Here is a 15,861-nt window from a genome sequence, read left to right as displayed (position 1 = left end):
GTTCATTACTTAAATCAAATCGTGAACTAAGAGTGCCGTAAGGCCAGTTCACGCCCCTCCCTCACATGGCACAGCTGTTTCCTCAGCTCCGAACCCCAGTGTGTCCGCTCCGCTCGTCACCCCACCCGCATGGAGTAACGGCATGAAACTCAGAACCCTGGGTGTCGCGCTGGCCGCCATGGCCGCGCTCATCACCCTGCCCTTGCAAAGACCGGCCGCCGCGGCAGACCTGCCGCTGTCCCAGGGCAAGACGGCCACGTCCTCGTCGGACGAGAACGGGGGCACTCCCGCCGCCAACGCGGTCGACGGCAACACCGCCACCCGGTGGTCCTCGGCCGCCCTGGACACCCAGTGGCTCCAGGTCGACCTCGGCACCTCGGCCACGGTCACCAAGGTCGTCCTCAACTGGGAGGCGGCGTACGGCAGCGACTACCGCATCCAGACGTCCCCGGACGGGAGCAACTGGACCGACATCAAGACGGTGACCGGCGGCGACGGGGGCACCGACACCCTCGACGTCTCGGGCCAGGGCCGCTACGTACGGATGTACGGCGTCCACCGCGGCACCCAGTACGGCTACTCCCTCTGGGAGTTCCAGGTGTTCGGCACCGGCGGGACGACCCCGCCCGCGACCTGTGACTCGGCCAACGCCGCGCAGGGCAAGACGGCCACCGCCTCCTCCACCGAGAACGCGGGAACCCCGGCCTCGGCCGCCTTCGACGGCAACACCGGCACCCGCTGGTCCAGCGCGGCCTCCGACCCGCAGTGGGTCCAGGTCGACCTGGGAGCCACCCGCGACCTCTGCGGGATCGACCTCAACTGGGAGGCGGCGTACGGCAAGTCCTTCCAGATCCAGGCCTCCGCGGACGGCCAGAGCTGGACCACGCTCAAGACCGTCACCGACGGCACCGGGGGCAAGGCCTCCTACGACGTCTCCGGCCAGGGCCGCTACGTCCGGATCAACGGGACGACCCGCGCCACCGTGTACGGGTACTCCCTGTGGGAGGTCGCCGTTCACACCGGTTCAGGAGGCACCCCGCCCGTGGAGGGCGGCGGCGACCTCGGGCCCAATGTCATCGTCGTGGACCCCTCGACGCCCAATCTGCAGCAGAAGTTCGACCAGGTCTTCGCCCAGCAGGAGTCGAACCAGTTCGGCGCCGGCCGCTACCAGTTCCTCATGAAGCCCGGCACCTACAACGGCATCAACGCCCAACTCGGCTTCTACACCTCGGTCTCGGGCCTCGGCCTCAACCCCGACGACGTCCACATCAACGGTGACATCACCGTGGACGCGGGCTGGTTCAACGGCAACGCCACGCAGAACTTCTGGCGTTCGGCGGAGAACCTGTCGATCACTCCCTCCAACGGCACCGACCGCTGGGCGGTGGCACAGGCGGCCCCCTTCCGCCGTATCCACGTACAGGGCGGCCTCAACCTCGCCCCGAACGGCTACGGTTGGGCGTCCGGCGGCTACATCGCCGACTCCAAGATCGACGGCACGGTCGGCCCGTACTCCCAGCAGCAGTGGTACACCCGGGACAGCTCCGTCGGAGGCTGGACCAACGGTGTGTGGAACATGACCTTCACCGGCGTCCAGGGAGCGCCGGCGACGAACTTCGACTCCGGCCCGTACACCACCTTGGACACCACCCCGGTCTCCCGCGAGAAGCCCTTCCTCTACCTGGACGGCAGCGCGTACAAGGTGTTCGTGCCCGCCAAGCGCACCAACGCCCGCGGTGTCTCGTGGCCCAACACGGCCGGTACGTCGATCCCGCTCGACCAGTTCTACGTCGTCAAGCCCGGCGCGACCGCGGCGACCATCAACGCGGCCCTCGCCCAGGGCCTCAACCTGCTGTTCACCCCGGGCGTCTACCACCTGGACCAGACGATCAACGTGACCCGGGCCAACACCGTCGTCCTCGGACTCGGGCTCGCGACCGTCGTGCCGGACAGCGGCATCGACGCGATGCACGTGGCGGACGTGGTCAGGCTCGCCGGATTCCTCATCGACGCCGGCCGCTCCAAGTCCGACACCCTGCTGCAGATCGGTCCGTCGGGCGCCTCGGCCGATCACTCCGCCAACCCGACCACCATGCAGGACGTGTTCGTGCGGATCGGCGGCGCGGGCCCCGGCCTCGCCACCAACTCGGTCGTGGTCAACAGCGACGACGTCGTGATCGACCACACTTGGCTCTGGCGGGCCGACCACGGTGAAGGGGTCGGCTGGGACACCAACCGCGCCGACTACGGCCTCGTGGTCAACGGCGACGACGTCCTGGCGACCGGTCTGTTCGTGGAGCACTTCAACAAGTACGACGTGCTGTGGAACGGCGAGAACGGGCGCACGATCTTCTTCCAGAACGAGAAGGCGTACGACGTGCCCAACTCCGCCGCCGTCACCCACGACGGCATCGTCGGATACGCGGCCTACAAGGTCGCCGACTCCGTGGCCGTGCACGAGGCATGGGGTCTGGGAAGCTACTGCAACTTCACGTCCGACCCGTCGATCGTGCAGGCCCACGGCTTCCAGGTCCCGGTGAAGACGGGGATCAAGTTGCACGACATCCTGGTGATCTCCCTGGGCGGCAAGGGCCAGTACGCCCACGTCGTCAACAACACCGGCGCACCCACATCGGGGACGGACACCGTCCCGTCGAAGGTCACCCAGTTCCCGTGACCCTGAGAGGAACCGACTGACAGGCACGTGGGTGCCGGTGCTCCCCGAAGAGGCGGAGCACCAGCACCCACGAGCCGTTCGCGCCGGGCCGGACTCCGCCGCCGTCACGTTCTCAGGCGGGGCGGTGTCCTGACCGGGGGCTCATCACGGCCCACTCACGTTCCCATTGCCTGTCGCGGCTCCTGTCCAGCCGGACGCGCACGACCCAGCGGGCCCCGAGCACCACCGCGGCGGTGCCGCCCGCGGCAATGGTGCCGAAGAGGACGCCCTGTGCCACGGCCTCGGCGGCCGTGGCCGGTGCTTCGTGCATCGCGCCGCGCCAGTCCTGCCAGACGGTGGCCGTGGCTCCCGCCTCGGTACCGGCCCGCACGAGCGCCGTACCGGTACGGGGCGACCCGTCGGGAGCCGTCCAGCGCACGGCCGCCCGCACATCCGCGTAGACGCTGCGCGGGGCGTCCACGACCAGCACGGCGGTGGCCCTCTGCCAGTCCTGGCCGTGCCGCAGCGCCGCGTCGTGCACGCTCAGCCCGACGGCCGCACCGACCGCCGGAGCACCCGTGGCCAGCAGTAGGAAGGTGCCGAGCACCACCCACGCCTCGGTCACGTCGGAGCGCCGCCGCAGCGGGTTGCGTCGCCAGCGCCAGAACCTGATCCTCGTACCCATCGCACGCCCCCTTCGCTCACCGGTACACCGACCGTGGCACGCGGGGCGCCGCCGTTGTCAGGGCCGGCCGGGCCGTCGCGCACGGGACGACCGGACCCGGTCCGGCACTTCGTGGCCCGTGCGGGACCCGCGTGGATCGCGTGCGTGACCGGCCGTCAGTGCTCCGGCTTCCCGGAAGCGGGCCGAACCATGCCCCGCGCCGGCCAGGACATCAACCGGCGCCGAGCCACAACCGCCGCCTCCGTCACTCGAGTTGCCCCACGCACCGGCCGGTCGGGTCCGAGAGGCCGGGGGGTGAGCAGGCGAGTAGGTGGGGAGGCGACCATGCGAGGAGTGCGGGCCGATGATGTCGCCGCACCGGGACGGCCGCGGGCAGGTCGGCCCGGTGCGGCGCCGGGTCCTTCAGCGGGAGGTGTCCGCTCGCGTTCCCGCCCGTATACCCGGACGCGTCGTGTCGACGTGTGCGTCGTGAGCGCGGGGTGCTTCCCGGTCGGGCGGCCCCGCCGGTTCCACCAGGGCGGCGTGGGCGAGGAGGCGACGGGCCAGTTCACGTGCCTCGGCGGGAGTGAGGGAGGCCCACACGCCGTGTTCGTCGCCCTGGTCGGGGCCCACGTCCAGGGTGACGCGGCCGATCGGCCGGTCCCGTGTGGCCAGCCGCAGTTCCTTCACGGCGATCCTGCGACCGCAGGACGTCACCAGGGGCAACTCGCCCGCCCCGGACTCCTGTAGCCGCCGCTGTCCGGACGCCATCATCGCTCTCACGCCTCTCCACGAGCAGATCCGCCGGACCGTCCACCGGGCGAGGGGACACCCCGTGCCCCGGTATCTGCCGGGCTATTCAAATCAGCATCACCCGGCTCGGGTTTGTTCCCGGCCTCCCCTTGGCACGCGCCCCCGAGAGCGGTCGCCCCATCGGTGACGGGGGCTCACACGGGCCCCCGTCCGAGCGGCGAGGGATCACGACGGCCCCTGGCCAGGGGCAGCGGTCCGGGAACGAATCGCGGACCGGAGACCATGCGCGCCGTGCGTCGCCTGGGAGGCCGCGGCCCTGCCGCGCTGCTTCCCGCCCTCGTCACCGGGCGCACCGGGCGCACGACGGGTCGCCCGGCACCGGTCAGCGGTGGGTGGAACCCTTGGTGCGCAGGGCGCCGAGACGCTCCAGGAGCAGGCCCTCCCGGGTGGACCAGGGGGAGATTTCGACACTGGTGGCCCGGCAGGCCTCCATCAGGGCTTCCGCGACCAGCGCCCCGGCCAGCGACTGCCCGGCCCGGTGCCGTGAGATACCGGGCAGACGGCCACGCTCCGCGGGCCCGCGCTCGGCCAGCACGCCCACCGCGGCCCGTACCTCTTCGATGGTCAGGCGCTGCGTCTTGCGGGAGCGGCGGCCGCCGGCGGTGGTGTAGCGGGCGAGCTGGGTGAAGGTCTTGGAACAGGCCAGCACGCGCCCGTCCGGCTCGGCCCGCGGCAGGTCGGCCACCTCGGCCAGGCGGTCGCCCAGATGGTCGCGTACCTCGGCCAGTCGCCGTTTCGAGGACACGGCCTCGCCGAGTCTCCAGTCGCGGGTGATCGTGCGGGCGCCCAGCGGCAGGGAGAGGGCGGTTCGGGGCTGCTTGGCCGTGCCGGACGCGATCTCCACGGTCCCGCCCCCGATGTCGAGCACCAGCAGGGAACCGGCCCGCTCGCCCGCCCAACGGCGTGCGGCCACATAGGCCAGGCGGGCCTCCTCCTCACCGGACAGGACCCGCAGCCGGGTGCCGGTGGCGCGCGCCACCTGGGCGAGGACCTCCTCGCGATTGGGCGCGTCGCGGATCACCGACGTGGCGAACGCGTAGACCTCCGGCAGGCACTCCTGGTCGTCGGCGAGCGTCTCGGCCACGGCGAGCTGGACGCTGCGTACACCGGATTTGCCCAGTCGTCCCGTGGCATCGAGTGTCTCGTGCAACTGGAGCCGCACCTTGCGGGACAGCACCTGCTCCATGTCGACCCCGGCGCGCCGGCGCGCCACGGTCAGCAATGCGCTGTGGCACCCGACGTCAAGTACACCTGCCTGCTGCACGGTGTTAACCCCCCGTTTCCCCGGTCGGATGAGACCTGCGAGCTCTCCATTGTCCCGCAAGCCGACCGCGGTGAGGCCACCCGATTTCGTTTCGCCTATTCAGACGCCCCTCGGCAAGATCACGGGGGCTCGGTGTCCGGTCAGGCGAGGGGGTGGGGCACCTCGCCGTCCGGGGTGTCGGCCAGCGTCACCACAGCGGTGATCCGTTTGCCGACGGGTTCCCGGCGGACCTCGAAGGCATGGCAGACGGCCATGACGATCTCCAGCCCGTGCTGTCCGACCCTGCCCGCGTCGGCGGCACGGGCCACCGGAAGGGTCGGGTCGGAATCCCACACGGTGGCCTTCACGGCGCCCTGGTCCACCTCCAGGGACAACAGGCAGGGGCCGCCCGCGTACTTGACCGCGTTGGTCACGAGTTCGCTGACGACCAGGGGCACCATGCCCATCACCCGTCCGGAGACGGGCAGCCCGGCGACCGCCTGCACCCGCGTCAGGAAATCACGGGTGAACGCCCGCGCCTGCGCTATGCACGCGGAGTCACCGTCGTACGCGACGGACGCCTCGATGAGTGCACCCCGCTGTTCCTGCTGTTCTGCTTCGCTCACCGGTTGGCCCATACGATCCGTCCCGCATTCACCGTCTCCGACTTTCCGCGTCTGCCCCGGAAATCTCGCTTCACTCCACCCGGCCGCGCAGGAGTTGCGCGGCACTCGACCGGGGTCGGCGCGGTCACGCGTCGGCCACCGTCGCGGTGACGTGCGTACCGATCTCGACCGTCCGGCTGACCGTGCAGAGCCGGTCGTGGGAGGTCTTGACCGCCCGGGGGAGGATGGCGCGGGCTCGGTCGCCGGGTTCGCCGTCCGGGAACGCCACCGAGAAGGTGACGGCGAGGTCGGTCATCCGGTTTCCGTGCTCGTCGCTGATCTTGTTGCCGGTCACGGTCACGGTGAACCGATCGGGCTCCGCGTGGCGACTGGTAGCGACATCGACATCGGCCGCGCTGCAGCCGCCGATGGCGGCGAGCAGCAACTCGACCGGGGTGAACGTGTCGCCCCCGTCGGGATCGGAACCGGTGCCGAAGGCGATCGTCCCGCCGCGCGCGTTCGTCGCGGTGAAGTGTCCGGTACCGGTCCGCTCCACGGTGACGAGGCGCAGGTTGTTGTCGGTCATACCGCCGACCCTAATGTCGTGCCGCGCCGCCCGCCTCAGGTGCTATCGGCCCGCGCGGGATACGCATCCCTGGGCCGGAGGGGGATCAGCCGCACGGCGTCCCGTGCGGGACCTCCGGCAGTGGCGCGGAGACGGCCCAGTCCTCGTCGAGCTTCTCCGCCAGCGCCGTGGCTGTCGCGGACGGAACGTGCGTCGCGGCCCAGCGGCCGACGCCGACCAGGAAGACGGCCAGATCCTCCCGGACGGAGCCCAGGAGCCGAGGGAACTGCGTCCGGGGAATGTCGATGGAGCGCCCCGTGCCCCGATCCTCGTCGGGCCAGAGCCTGACGATCCCCCCGGCGTGCTCGACCAGTGGCGTGGGATCGTGGCCGAGCCAGGGCTCCTCACCGTTCGCCAGCCCGAGCCAGTCCCGCCAGTCCTCCAGGCCGGCGCAGCATCCGGGCGCCGCCGTGACGCCGGTCGCGGTGTCCGTGAGTCTGAGGCCACCGGGAGCGATGACCCGCTCGGTGGCCGCGAGCCGGCGGATCAGCTCCCCACCGTCCTCGGGATCCGGGGCTCTCCGTCGGCGTTCCCCTTTGTTGTACGTGGCGAGAACCGCCATCGCCGTACCGGTCTCGGACGGGGACAGGCGTCCGGACAGCGGCAGGAGTCCGTCCGCGGGCGGGGCAGCGGTGGGCCAGCGGGTGAAGTCTCCGGCCGCGTAGGTCTCCACGACGGCATCCATGATCAGCACGCCGTCAGTGTGCCTGCCCGGGGGAGTGTGAGGAAGCCCGGCCACCCGCGCCGCCGACCGGGAAGCGTCGATGTCGGGTCCCGCCCTTCGGGTCGTTATCATCCGATAGAACAGTTTTTTTTAATACTTCTTTCATGATGCGGCTTTTCACCCGGGGTGGTCGATGTCCCGCAAGCCCCCGACGGGCGACGACGACGAGCTGCTCGCCAGGCTCGGGTCGCTGACCGCTCAGGCACGTGAACGCGCGGAGTTCCAGCGCTCGCAGGTCGAGCTGGCCATCGCGCTGCAACGCGGCATGCTTCCGGGTGACTTGCCGTCCGCCCCCGGGTTCGACGTCGCCGTCCAGTACGCGCCGGCCTGCTACGGCCTCAACGTGGGCGGGGACTGGTACGACGCCTTCAAGCTGCCCGACGAGCGCATCGGCCTGTCCATAGGTGACGTACAGGGCCACAACATAGAGGCCGCCGCGTTCATGGGGCAGGTCAGGGTCGGCCTGCGGGCACTCGCCTCCGTCACGAGCGATCCGGGAGAACTGCTCGCGCGGACGAACGACCTCATCCTGTCCATCGGCTCCGACCTCTTCGCGACCTGCACCTTCATGCGCCTCGACCCGGCCACCGGCGTCCTGGAGAGCGCACGGGCCGGGCACATACCCTGCGTCTGGGCGACGGCGGACGGGAAGTCCGGCATCGCCGAGGACGAAGGAGGGCCGCCGCTCGGCGTCGAGGCCGGGATGCGGTACCCGGTGACCCGGCACCGGCTCACCATCGGCGGACACTTCGTCCTGCTGACCGACGGTGTCGTCGAGGGCCCGTCGATGAACGTGGACGAGGGGCTGGACCAGGTCGTACGGCTCGCCGGAATCGCCGCCGTCGCGGGCATGTCGGCCGCTTCCCTGGCCGCCGCGGTGATCAGGGGAGCGGAACGCGTGGGACACGAGGACGACGCGGCCGTACTCGTGGTCGGCCACGGCGCGCACACCTTCCGGCCGTAGGGCGGGACGCCCGCCCGCCTCGCCGGACAGGTCCCGGATGCCCACCGGCCCCGTCGGCACGGCCCGAACGCCCGCTCGCCTCGCCGACAGGGCCTCGGCGGTGTCTGATTGCTCCTGTGGTGGGTACACACGAGCTGCCCCGACGAGCCGTCGTCGCTCTTCAGACGCTGGCGGTCGCCGCCTGCTACTACGGGGCAGGCCTGCTGGGACTTCTGCGGCAGCTCTCCGTCGAGGGGGCCGTCTTCACCCCCATCTGGCCACCCACCGGCGTGGCCGTCGCCGCCCTGGTGCTGCTGGGGATCAGCTCGTGGCTCGGTATCGCGCTCGGGGCCCTGCTGGTCGTGCTGTCCCTGTCCTCGTTCTCCTCCTTCCAGCCCTCGGTGATCGGCATCGTCGCGGGCAACACCATCGCGCCGGTCGTCGCGTACCTCCTGCTGCGCCGGGTGCGCTTCCGCCCCGATCTCAGCCGCTTGCGCGACGGCCTCGCGCTGGTCTTCCTGGCCGCCCTGGGCAGCATGATGATCAGCGCGACGGTGGATGTCGGCCTTCTGGTCCTCCAGGACAAACTCGCCGCGGAGGGCTTCTGGGCGGTCTGGCTCGCGTGGTGGGTGGGCGACGCGATGGGAGTCCTCATCGTCACCCCCATCATTCTGATGCTGTACGCCGTACGCGCGCCGGTGGGCCTGTCGCGGTGGAAGGAGGCCGCCGTCCTCCTGGCCGCGGCCTGTGTCATCGTGCCCCTCGCCACGCGCAGTCACATCAGCATGCTGTTCCTCGTCTATCCGCTGCTGATCTGGGCGGCGCTGCGTTTCGAGCTCCCGGGCAGCCTGGTGTGTGCCCTCTTCGCCTCCGTCATGGCCACCGTCGCGGCGACGGACGAGGTCGGTCCGTTCGACGAGCTGAGTCATACCGCGGGCATGATCAAACTCCAGGCGTTCAACGGCTCCATGGCTCTGACCGCACTGCTCCTGTCCGCCGTGATCACCGAGCAGCGCAACACCAGACGCTCCGTGGAGCTGGCCTGCCAGGAACTGGTGCAGGTGCTGGAACACCTGACCGCCGGGAGCTCCCCGCCCAGACCGCCCCCTGCGCAGAACAACGGCCGGGGGTGACAGCGGACGACGGCCGCGACCGGCGGCGGGGGAGGAGCGCGGTCGGGCTTCTCTCGTCTCACGCCGTCCCCGTCCCCATCGCCGTCCCCGTCGCGTCGCCGCCCGAGCCGCCGCCGCCTCGCGCGGGGTCCGGGGCCGCTCTCACCGCAGGAGCCGTGAGGACCGGTGCTGCCTTCAGCCGTCGTGGCGGCACCGTGCCGCTGCGGAGCCCGGTGAGGAAAGATGAGTCCACAAACGAAGAAACCACCGATGTGGAGGTGCGGGCACCATGCAGCACGAGCGAGCGGGCAGTCCGGCCGGTCCCGAGGACCTCGTCGACGTAGCCCGGTTGGTCACCGCGTACTACGCGCTCCACCCCGACCCGGCCGAGCCCGGCCAGCGCGTCGCCTTCGGTACGTCCGGACACCGCGGTTCGTCACTGGCGACCGCGTTCAACGAGGACCACATCGCGGCGACGAGCCAGGCCATCTGCGAATACCGCGACGGCCAGGGCATCGACGGACCGCTGTTCCTGGGCGCCGACAGCCATGCGCTGTCGGAACCCGCGAAGGTCACCGCCCTGGAGGTGTTCGCGGCCAACGACGTGGCGGTGCTCCTCGACAGCGAGGACGGCTACACGCCCACTCCGGCGGTCTCGCACGCCATCCTCACCCACAACCGCGGGCGGTCCTCGGGCCTCGCGGACGGTGTGGTCGTGACCCCGTCCCACAATCCGCCGGCCGACGGCGGCTTCAAGTACAACCCGCCGAACGGCGGCCCGGCGGGCTCCGAGGCGACCTCCTGGATCCAGGACCGGGCCAACGAACTCATCTTGGGCGGCCTCAAGGACGTACGCCGCATCCCGTACGCCAGGGCGCTCGCCGCTCCCGGCACCGGCCGCTACGACTTCCTCGGCACCTATGTGGCGGACCTGCCGCAGGTGCTGGATCTGGACGCGATCCGCACGGCCGGCGTCCGTATCGGCGCCGACCCCCTGGGCGGGGCCTCGGTCGCCTACTGGGGGCGCATCGCCGAGCAGCACGCGCTCGACCTGACCGTGGTCAACCCGCTCACGGACCCCACCTGGCGTTTCATGACGCTGGACTGGGACGGCAAGATCCGGATGGACTGCTCGTCGCCCTACGCGATGGCCTCGCTCATCGAGCAGCGCGACCGTTTCCAGATCGCCACGGGCAACGACGCCGACGCGGACCGCCACGGGATCGTCACCCCGGACGCCGGACTCATGAACCCCAACCACTACCTCGCCGCGGCCATCGCCTACCTCTACTCCCACCGGGAGCGGTGGCCCGCCGGCACCGGGATCGGCAAGACCCTGGTGTCCTCCGGGATGATCGACCGGGTCGCCGCCGATCTGGGCCGTCAGCTGGTCGAGGTGCCCGTCGGATTCAAGTGGTTCGTGGACGGGCTGGTCAGCGGCTCCATCGGATTCGGCGGAGAGGAGTCGGCGGGCGCCTCCTTCCTGCGCCGCGACGGCTCGGTCTGGACCACCGACAAGGACGGCATCATCCTCGCCCTCCTCGCCTCCGAGATCACCGGAGTGACCGGAAAGACGCCCTCCGAGCACTACGCCGGGCTGACCTCCCGCTTCGGCGAGCCGGCCTACGAGCGCATCGACGCCCCGGCGTCCCGCGACGAGAAGGCCCTCCTCGCCAAGCTCTCACCCGCGCAGATCACCACCGACACCCTCGCCGGAGAAGCGGTCACCGCGGTCCTCACCGAGGCACCCGGCAACGGCGCGCCCATCGGCGGTATCAAGGTGACCACCGACAACGCCTGGTTCGCGGCCCGCCCGTCGGGAACCGAGGACGTCTACAAGATCTACGCGGAGTCGTTCCTCGGGACCGATCACCTCCGCCAGGTGCAGGACGAGGCGAAGGCCGTGGTCTCGGCGGCCCTGTCCGGCTGAGGCCGACGGCACCGGCGCCGTGGCCTCGTCGACACGGCGCCGGCACCAACCAGGAGTGTCGTTCGGATCACCCAGGAGCAGGCGATCCGCGGCCGGGGGCCGCGGATCCGGATCAGGGTGTGTCACGAGATGGCCCGGAGCCGGCCGTGGGGTTGGTGGCGGAGTCGGTCGGCTGCCTGGGCCGTCCTCTCGTCGGCAGGGAGGAAGACGACCAGCTGTTGGGCGTCCGAGGAGAGTTCGAACGTCTCGCGAAGCAGCTGAAGTTCATACCCTGACGGGTGGTTGAGACGGAGAGCTCCACGTCGTGGAACCACATGCCGGTTCAGGCGGCGCGTGAACTCCGGGCCGGCGACGGTGGCGAGCTCGGTGGTGAACCACTCGGAGTTCTCGACGGACGGTCCGAGCCACAGGTCGAAGGCAAGCTCGTCCGCCACCTCGTCCCAGTCGGCGAAGAACGTCCGGGCGCGGGGGTCGGTGAAGACGTAGCGGGTGAGGTTCGGGGGGTCGGCGTCGAGCAGTCCGGTATGGCTCGTCACCGACTCGTAGCCGCTGGTGTGGGCGAGGACGTCGCCCAGCCGGTTGGTCACCATGGCGATTCCCGGTTCAAGGAGGCGGAGTGTCTCCAGGACCGACGGGCGGACGTCGCGGCGCGGTGGTGCGGGCTGCGTATGAGCGGAACATACGCCGCCGGTGATCTTCGCGAGGTAGCGCAGGTGGTCACGCTCGGAGCGGTCGAGACTGAGCGCGTCGGCAAGCGCGTGCACGACCGCCACCGACGGATTGCGGTCTCGGCCCTGTTCGATGCGGGTCAGGTATTCGACGCTGATGCCGGCCCGCGCGGCGAGGTCCAGGCGCCGCAGCCCCGGTGACCGGCGGCGGCCGCGATCCGGCAGTCCCAGCGATTCCGGCTGGATGCTGTCGCGCTTGGTCCGGATGAAATCCCCCAACGGCGAACCCATGCCGCGAGCATACGGCGCCGCCCGCTGATCGCGGTCTGCTGAGGCTGGCCCTGCGGGGGCCAGCCTGGGCACGGTCTGGTCGGATCTCCCCAGCGGCCTGATCGTGGTGGGCATGGAGAACAAGGACAAGCTGGTGATCATCGTCGGAAGCGTCCGGGAAGGACGGTTCGGACCTGTTGTGGGGTCGTGGGTGGCCGAACAGGCGGGCCTCCACGGTGGTTTCGATGTGGAAGTGATCGATCTGGCCGAGATCGACATCCCGTTGGCGCTGCCCCCGGCATCGCCGAAGTACGCCGGCGACGGCTACCCCCGTCCGGCGGGAATGGCGGCGCTGACGTCGGCTCTTGAGAGTGCTGACGCGTTCATCGTGGTCACGCCGGAGTACAACCACAGCTATCCCGCCTCGCTGAAGGCCGCCATCGACTGGCACTTCACCCAGTGGACGGCCAAGCCCGTCGCCTTCGTCAGCTACGGCGGTGCGGCAGGCGGCCGGCACGCCGTACTGCACCTGGAGAACGTGCTGACCGAGTTGCACGCGGTGACGATTCGCGATGGTCTCGCCTTCCCGAACTACTTCACCGCGTGGCAGGACGGTCGTCCGCTCGATCCCGCGTCCCCCGGGTACGCCAAGACGGTGCTCGACCAGCTGGCCTGGTGGGCGGCCGCACTCCGGTCGGCGCGCAGCGCCGCTCCCTACCCGGCCTGAGCGGCGACGCCGGAACACCTCCCGCTCGGGCGCACCGATCTGCCGGTCGGCAGGCTCGGGCTTGGGCGCACGAGGTTCGCGACCGCCCTCGCCCGATGCCGGACCGAGGACGGACTGTCGTCGCCGACAGTGGTCGAACTGTCCCGGGAGGCCTCGCGAATCCCGATGCCGGGCGGTTCGGCGGCATGATGGCCCGCATGCGCATCCGTATCGACGCCGTCGACCTGCCCGGCCTCACCTGCCCGGCCCCCGAGGGCCGCGCCGTCTCGGCGTACGACAACATCCACGTGGCGGTGCAACGCCGCGACCGCCCGGCCGAGCTGCTCGATCCGCAGCCGGGCGACGGTGAGTCGGCGACATGGACCCTCGACTGCACCACGGCACCGTCGCCGACGGGTATCGAGATCAAGGGCCCCTATATCCAGGACCGCCTGGGCCACCGCTTCATCTATCTGTCGTGGGGCACCGTCGACGAGGCGGGCGTCTTCAGCATGTTCCGCCGCGCCAAGCTCATGCTCGACGCCGTCCCCTCCGACGTACTCGCCGCGGCCGCGCGCGAGGGACTCCTCGTCGGGCGGCTGGGCCTGACCGACGCATGCGGCAACCCGCGGTGCGCCCGTGTCGTGCCGCCCCAGATCGCCTGGACCGCGGAACCCGCTGTGTAGGCCCTTGGCGTCCCGAGGCGCTGTCGGGGCGGCGGTGACGGCCGAGTCCGGTGCGCGGGACGCGCGCGGCAGCGTGGCCGCGATGATCGAGTTAGACCCTATAACGAAAGTTCTTGACGCCTGCCGCTGTTGAGTTATAGCCTCTAACTAAAGCGAGAGTAGATAACTCAGCGCGGAGCGCAGTGGAGGTCGTCATGAACGCCGAAGGGCTCGTCGAGGTCGTCCTGCCGGGCAAGGTGGAGCCCGAGGGGCTGGAGATCCGGCACGGCGCCGTGCCGGTCGCGGGCCCCGGCCAGGTCGTGATCCGCATGGAGGCGACCGGAGTCTCGTTCGCGGAGCAGCAGATGCGCCGCGGGCGGTACTACGACCAGCCCCCGTTCCCCTTCGTGCCCGGCTACGACCTCGTCGGCACGGTTCTCACCACCGGCCAGGGCGTCGACCCGGGGCTGGCCGGCACGCGGGTGGCCGCTCTGGTCAAGGTCGGCGGCTGGGCCAGCCATGTGCGCGTGGAAGCCGCGGACGTGGTGCCGGTCCCCGACGGCATCGGGGCGGCCGAGGCGGAGACAGTGGTCGTCAACGGCATCACCGCCTGGCAGATGCTGCACCGGAAGGCGCGCGTCCGCACCGGCCAGACCATTCTGGTGCACGGCGCCAACGGCGGCGTCGGCTCGGTCCTCGTCCAACTCGCCCGCGCCGCGGGCGTGAAGGTGATCGGTACGGCCTCCGCACGCCACCACGACGCCCTGCGGGAACGGGGCGTCACCCCCGTCGACTACCGCACCGAGAACGTCGCCGCCCGCGTGCGGGAACTCGCCCCCGGCGGGGTCGACGCCGTCTTCGACCACATCGGAGGCCGCAGCGCCGTCGACTCCTGGAACCTGCTCGCCCCCGGTGGCACGCTCGTCGCCTACGGCAGCGCCTCCACCCGGGACGACACGGGGTCCAAGCAGGGACCCGTGCTCAAGCTCCTCGGCAGGGTCTGGCTGTGGAACAGCCTGCCCAACGGCCGCCGTGCCTACTTCTTCAACGTCTGGGCCGGCCGGGCCCTGTCCAAGAACCGGTTCCGGGCCCGGCTGCGCGCCGACCTCACACAGGTCTTCACCGCCCTCAAACGCGGTGACGTGACCGCCCAGATCGCCGCCCAACTGCCGCTGACCCGGGCCGCCGAGGCCCTGCGGCTGGCCGAGTCCGGCACCGTCGCCGGAAAGGTCGTCCTCAATCCGTAGGACCGCCGGGAGCCCTCTCGCCCGACTTCCACGGGGTCGGGCGCCCTCAACGGCGACAGTGACGGGCACCGAGGTGACCTCAGGCCGCGACGGCTTGGCCGCGCGGGCCCGGCAGCCCCGTGTCAGGGTTGTTGCAGGGCCGCGAGGCCAGGAGACCACCAGGATTCCGGGCCGCCAGGCCTTCATGCAGCCGAGCCGTCGGACCGACGAGGCAGAAAAGGAGACAGCGCGTGGAGGAGAGGGAATTCATCCAAGCGGTGTCGGAGCGCACGGGTCTGTCGCGGCAGGAGTCGGCCGACCTGACCCGTGCCACGCTGGAGACGCTCGCCCATCGACTGAGCGGGAGCAAGGACCGCTCACTGGCGCTGGAGCTCCCGGAAGGCCTGGCCGAGGCCGTTCAGCGAGGGGCCACCTCGGCCATCGAGGTCTTCGGCTACGACGAGACCGTACGGCGCGTCGCCGAGCGCAACGTGCTCAAGAAGGAAGAGGCCGACAGCGGCGTCCGCGCGGTGCTCGTGACCCTGCGCGAGGCGATCAGCGAGCAGGAGTTCGGCAACCTGATGTCGCAACTAGGAGCGGAGTTCTCCAAGCCGGTCGAGGAATTCGTCGGCTGACTCGCCGCGCGTCCTCGCAAGTGCACGATTCGGGCCCTTTCGCTAACGCGCCCGGCGCACGGACACGATGCGGGCGCGGAGGCGAAGGCCGTCCCGCCCGCCCCGCGCAGAGTGCCCTCCACCTGGAAGCCTCGCTACCGCGTCCGGCGCAGGGACATGAGGCGGGCAGTCTCGCTACCGCGTTCGCCAAACAACGCCGTTCGAGGCGGACAGCCCCACAGCACCGCTTTCACCCGCCGTCCCTTCGGGGCCGGGGCGCGCGCCCCGACCCCGGGGCGCGCGCCCGGCCCCCGCCGCCAGGCTCAGGCCAGCCGGACGGTGGCCCGGCTCATGCCGAGCACCTTCTTGCCGTCGCTCATGGCGGTGAGGTCGACGC

The 15,861-nt window shown here is 70.8% G+C and carries 15 protein-coding genes and 1 pseudogene; 8 read left to right on the top strand and 8 right to left on the bottom strand.

Annotation, left to right across the window (positions count from 1 at the left end):
• Positions 1 to 142: 142 nt before the first annotated feature.
• Positions 143 to 2,677 (top strand): discoidin domain-containing protein, encoded by a 2,535-nt coding sequence (locus ACFWBT_RS17360; protein WP_385700923.1) that lies wholly within the window; start codon positions 143 to 145, stop codon positions 2,675 to 2,677.
• Between the two features lie 112 nt (positions 2,678 to 2,789).
• Here the strand turns inward: ACFWBT_RS17360 and ACFWBT_RS17355 are convergent, their stop codons facing one another.
• The 6 genes from ACFWBT_RS17355 to ACFWBT_RS17330 form a co-directional block, all read right to left on the bottom strand.
• Positions 2,790 to 3,341, bottom strand: a complete 552-nt coding sequence (locus ACFWBT_RS17355) for a hypothetical protein (protein WP_385700919.1) — start codon at positions 3,339 to 3,341, stop codon at positions 2,790 to 2,792.
• A 402-nt stretch (positions 3,342 to 3,743) separates the two neighbouring features.
• Complete coding sequence (locus ACFWBT_RS17350; protein ID WP_385700917.1) at positions 3,744 to 4,103, bottom strand: hypothetical protein; 360 nt, start codon at positions 4,101 to 4,103, stop codon at positions 3,744 to 3,746.
• Between the two features lie 352 nt (positions 4,104 to 4,455).
• Positions 4,456 to 5,397, bottom strand: coding sequence for a Ppx/GppA phosphatase family protein (locus ACFWBT_RS17345; protein ID WP_385700914.1), 942 nt, complete (start codon positions 5,395 to 5,397; stop codon positions 4,456 to 4,458).
• Positions 5,398 to 5,537: 140 nt separating this feature from the next.
• Positions 5,538 to 6,014 (bottom strand): ATP-binding protein, encoded by a 477-nt coding sequence (locus tag ACFWBT_RS17340; protein WP_385700911.1) that lies wholly within the window; start codon positions 6,012 to 6,014, stop codon positions 5,538 to 5,540.
• 112 nt (positions 6,015 to 6,126) lie between these two features.
• The gene (locus ACFWBT_RS17335; protein ID WP_385700908.1) at positions 6,127 to 6,567 is read right to left on the bottom strand and encodes an OsmC family protein; all 441 of its coding nucleotides are present in this window, start codon (positions 6,565 to 6,567) and stop codon (positions 6,127 to 6,129) included.
• 85 nt (positions 6,568 to 6,652) lie between these two features.
• Entirely contained in the window at positions 6,653 to 7,291 is a 639-nt protein-coding gene (locus tag ACFWBT_RS17330; RefSeq protein WP_385700989.1) for a hypothetical protein, read from the bottom strand.
• Between the two features lie 172 nt (positions 7,292 to 7,463).
• Between ACFWBT_RS17330 and ACFWBT_RS17325 the strand changes: the two genes are divergently transcribed.
• The 3 genes from ACFWBT_RS17325 (at position 7,464) to pgm (ending at position 11,315) form a co-directional block, all read left to right on the top strand.
• Complete coding sequence (locus tag ACFWBT_RS17325; protein WP_385700906.1) at positions 7,464 to 8,294, top strand: PP2C family protein-serine/threonine phosphatase; 831 nt, start codon at positions 7,464 to 7,466, stop codon at positions 8,292 to 8,294.
• 116 nt (positions 8,295 to 8,410) lie between these two features.
• Positions 8,411 to 9,406, top strand: coding sequence for an MASE1 domain-containing protein (locus ACFWBT_RS17320; protein ID WP_385700904.1), 996 nt, complete (start codon positions 8,411 to 8,413; stop codon positions 9,404 to 9,406).
• Between the two features lie 268 nt (positions 9,407 to 9,674).
• Positions 9,675 to 11,315, top strand: coding sequence for a phosphoglucomutase (alpha-D-glucose-1,6-bisphosphate-dependent) (gene pgm, locus ACFWBT_RS17315; RefSeq protein ID WP_385700901.1), 1,641 nt, complete (start codon positions 9,675 to 9,677; stop codon positions 11,313 to 11,315).
• A gap of 122 nt (positions 11,316 to 11,437) precedes the next feature.
• Here pgm and ACFWBT_RS17310 read toward each other — a convergent pair whose 3' ends face one another.
• Positions 11,438 to 12,274: a helix-turn-helix transcriptional regulator gene (locus tag ACFWBT_RS17310; RefSeq protein ID WP_385700898.1), complete on the bottom strand. Its 837-nt coding sequence runs from the start codon at positions 12,272 to 12,274 to the stop codon at positions 11,438 to 11,440.
• Between the two features lie 112 nt (positions 12,275 to 12,386).
• On the opposite strand from ACFWBT_RS17310, the gene ACFWBT_RS17305 reads away from it, so the two are divergent.
• The 4 genes from ACFWBT_RS17305 (at position 12,387) to ACFWBT_RS17290 (ending at position 15,485) form a co-directional block, all read left to right on the top strand.
• Positions 12,387 to 12,980 carry an NADPH-dependent FMN reductase gene (locus ACFWBT_RS17305; RefSeq protein ID WP_385700895.1) on the top strand — a complete coding sequence of 198 codons (594 nt, stop codon included), beginning with the start codon at positions 12,387 to 12,389 and terminating at the stop codon, positions 12,978 to 12,980.
• A gap of 197 nt (positions 12,981 to 13,177) precedes the next feature.
• Complete coding sequence (locus ACFWBT_RS17300) at positions 13,178 to 13,645, top strand: DUF5990 family protein (RefSeq protein WP_385700892.1); 468 nt, start codon at positions 13,178 to 13,180, stop codon at positions 13,643 to 13,645.
• Positions 13,646 to 13,839: 194 nt separating this feature from the next.
• Entirely contained in the window at positions 13,840 to 14,871 is a 1,032-nt protein-coding gene (locus tag ACFWBT_RS17295; RefSeq protein ID WP_385700889.1) for a medium chain dehydrogenase/reductase family protein, read from the top strand.
• Between the two features lie 230 nt (positions 14,872 to 15,101).
• The gene (locus ACFWBT_RS17290) at positions 15,102 to 15,485 is read left to right on the top strand and encodes a DUF2267 domain-containing protein (RefSeq protein ID WP_266764567.1); all 384 of its coding nucleotides are present in this window, start codon (positions 15,102 to 15,104) and stop codon (positions 15,483 to 15,485) included.
• A gap of 302 nt (positions 15,486 to 15,787) precedes the next feature.
• Here ACFWBT_RS17290 and ACFWBT_RS17285 read toward each other — a convergent pair.
• A pseudogene (locus ACFWBT_RS17285) lies at positions 15,788 to 15,861 on the bottom strand (dehydratase); the annotation flags it as partial.

It is taken from the genome of Streptomyces sp. NPDC060027 (assembly GCF_042737005.1).
Lineage (GTDB): Bacteria > Actinomycetota > Actinomycetes > Streptomycetales > Streptomycetaceae > Streptomyces.
This window is presented reverse-complemented; position numbering and strand designations above follow the sequence as displayed.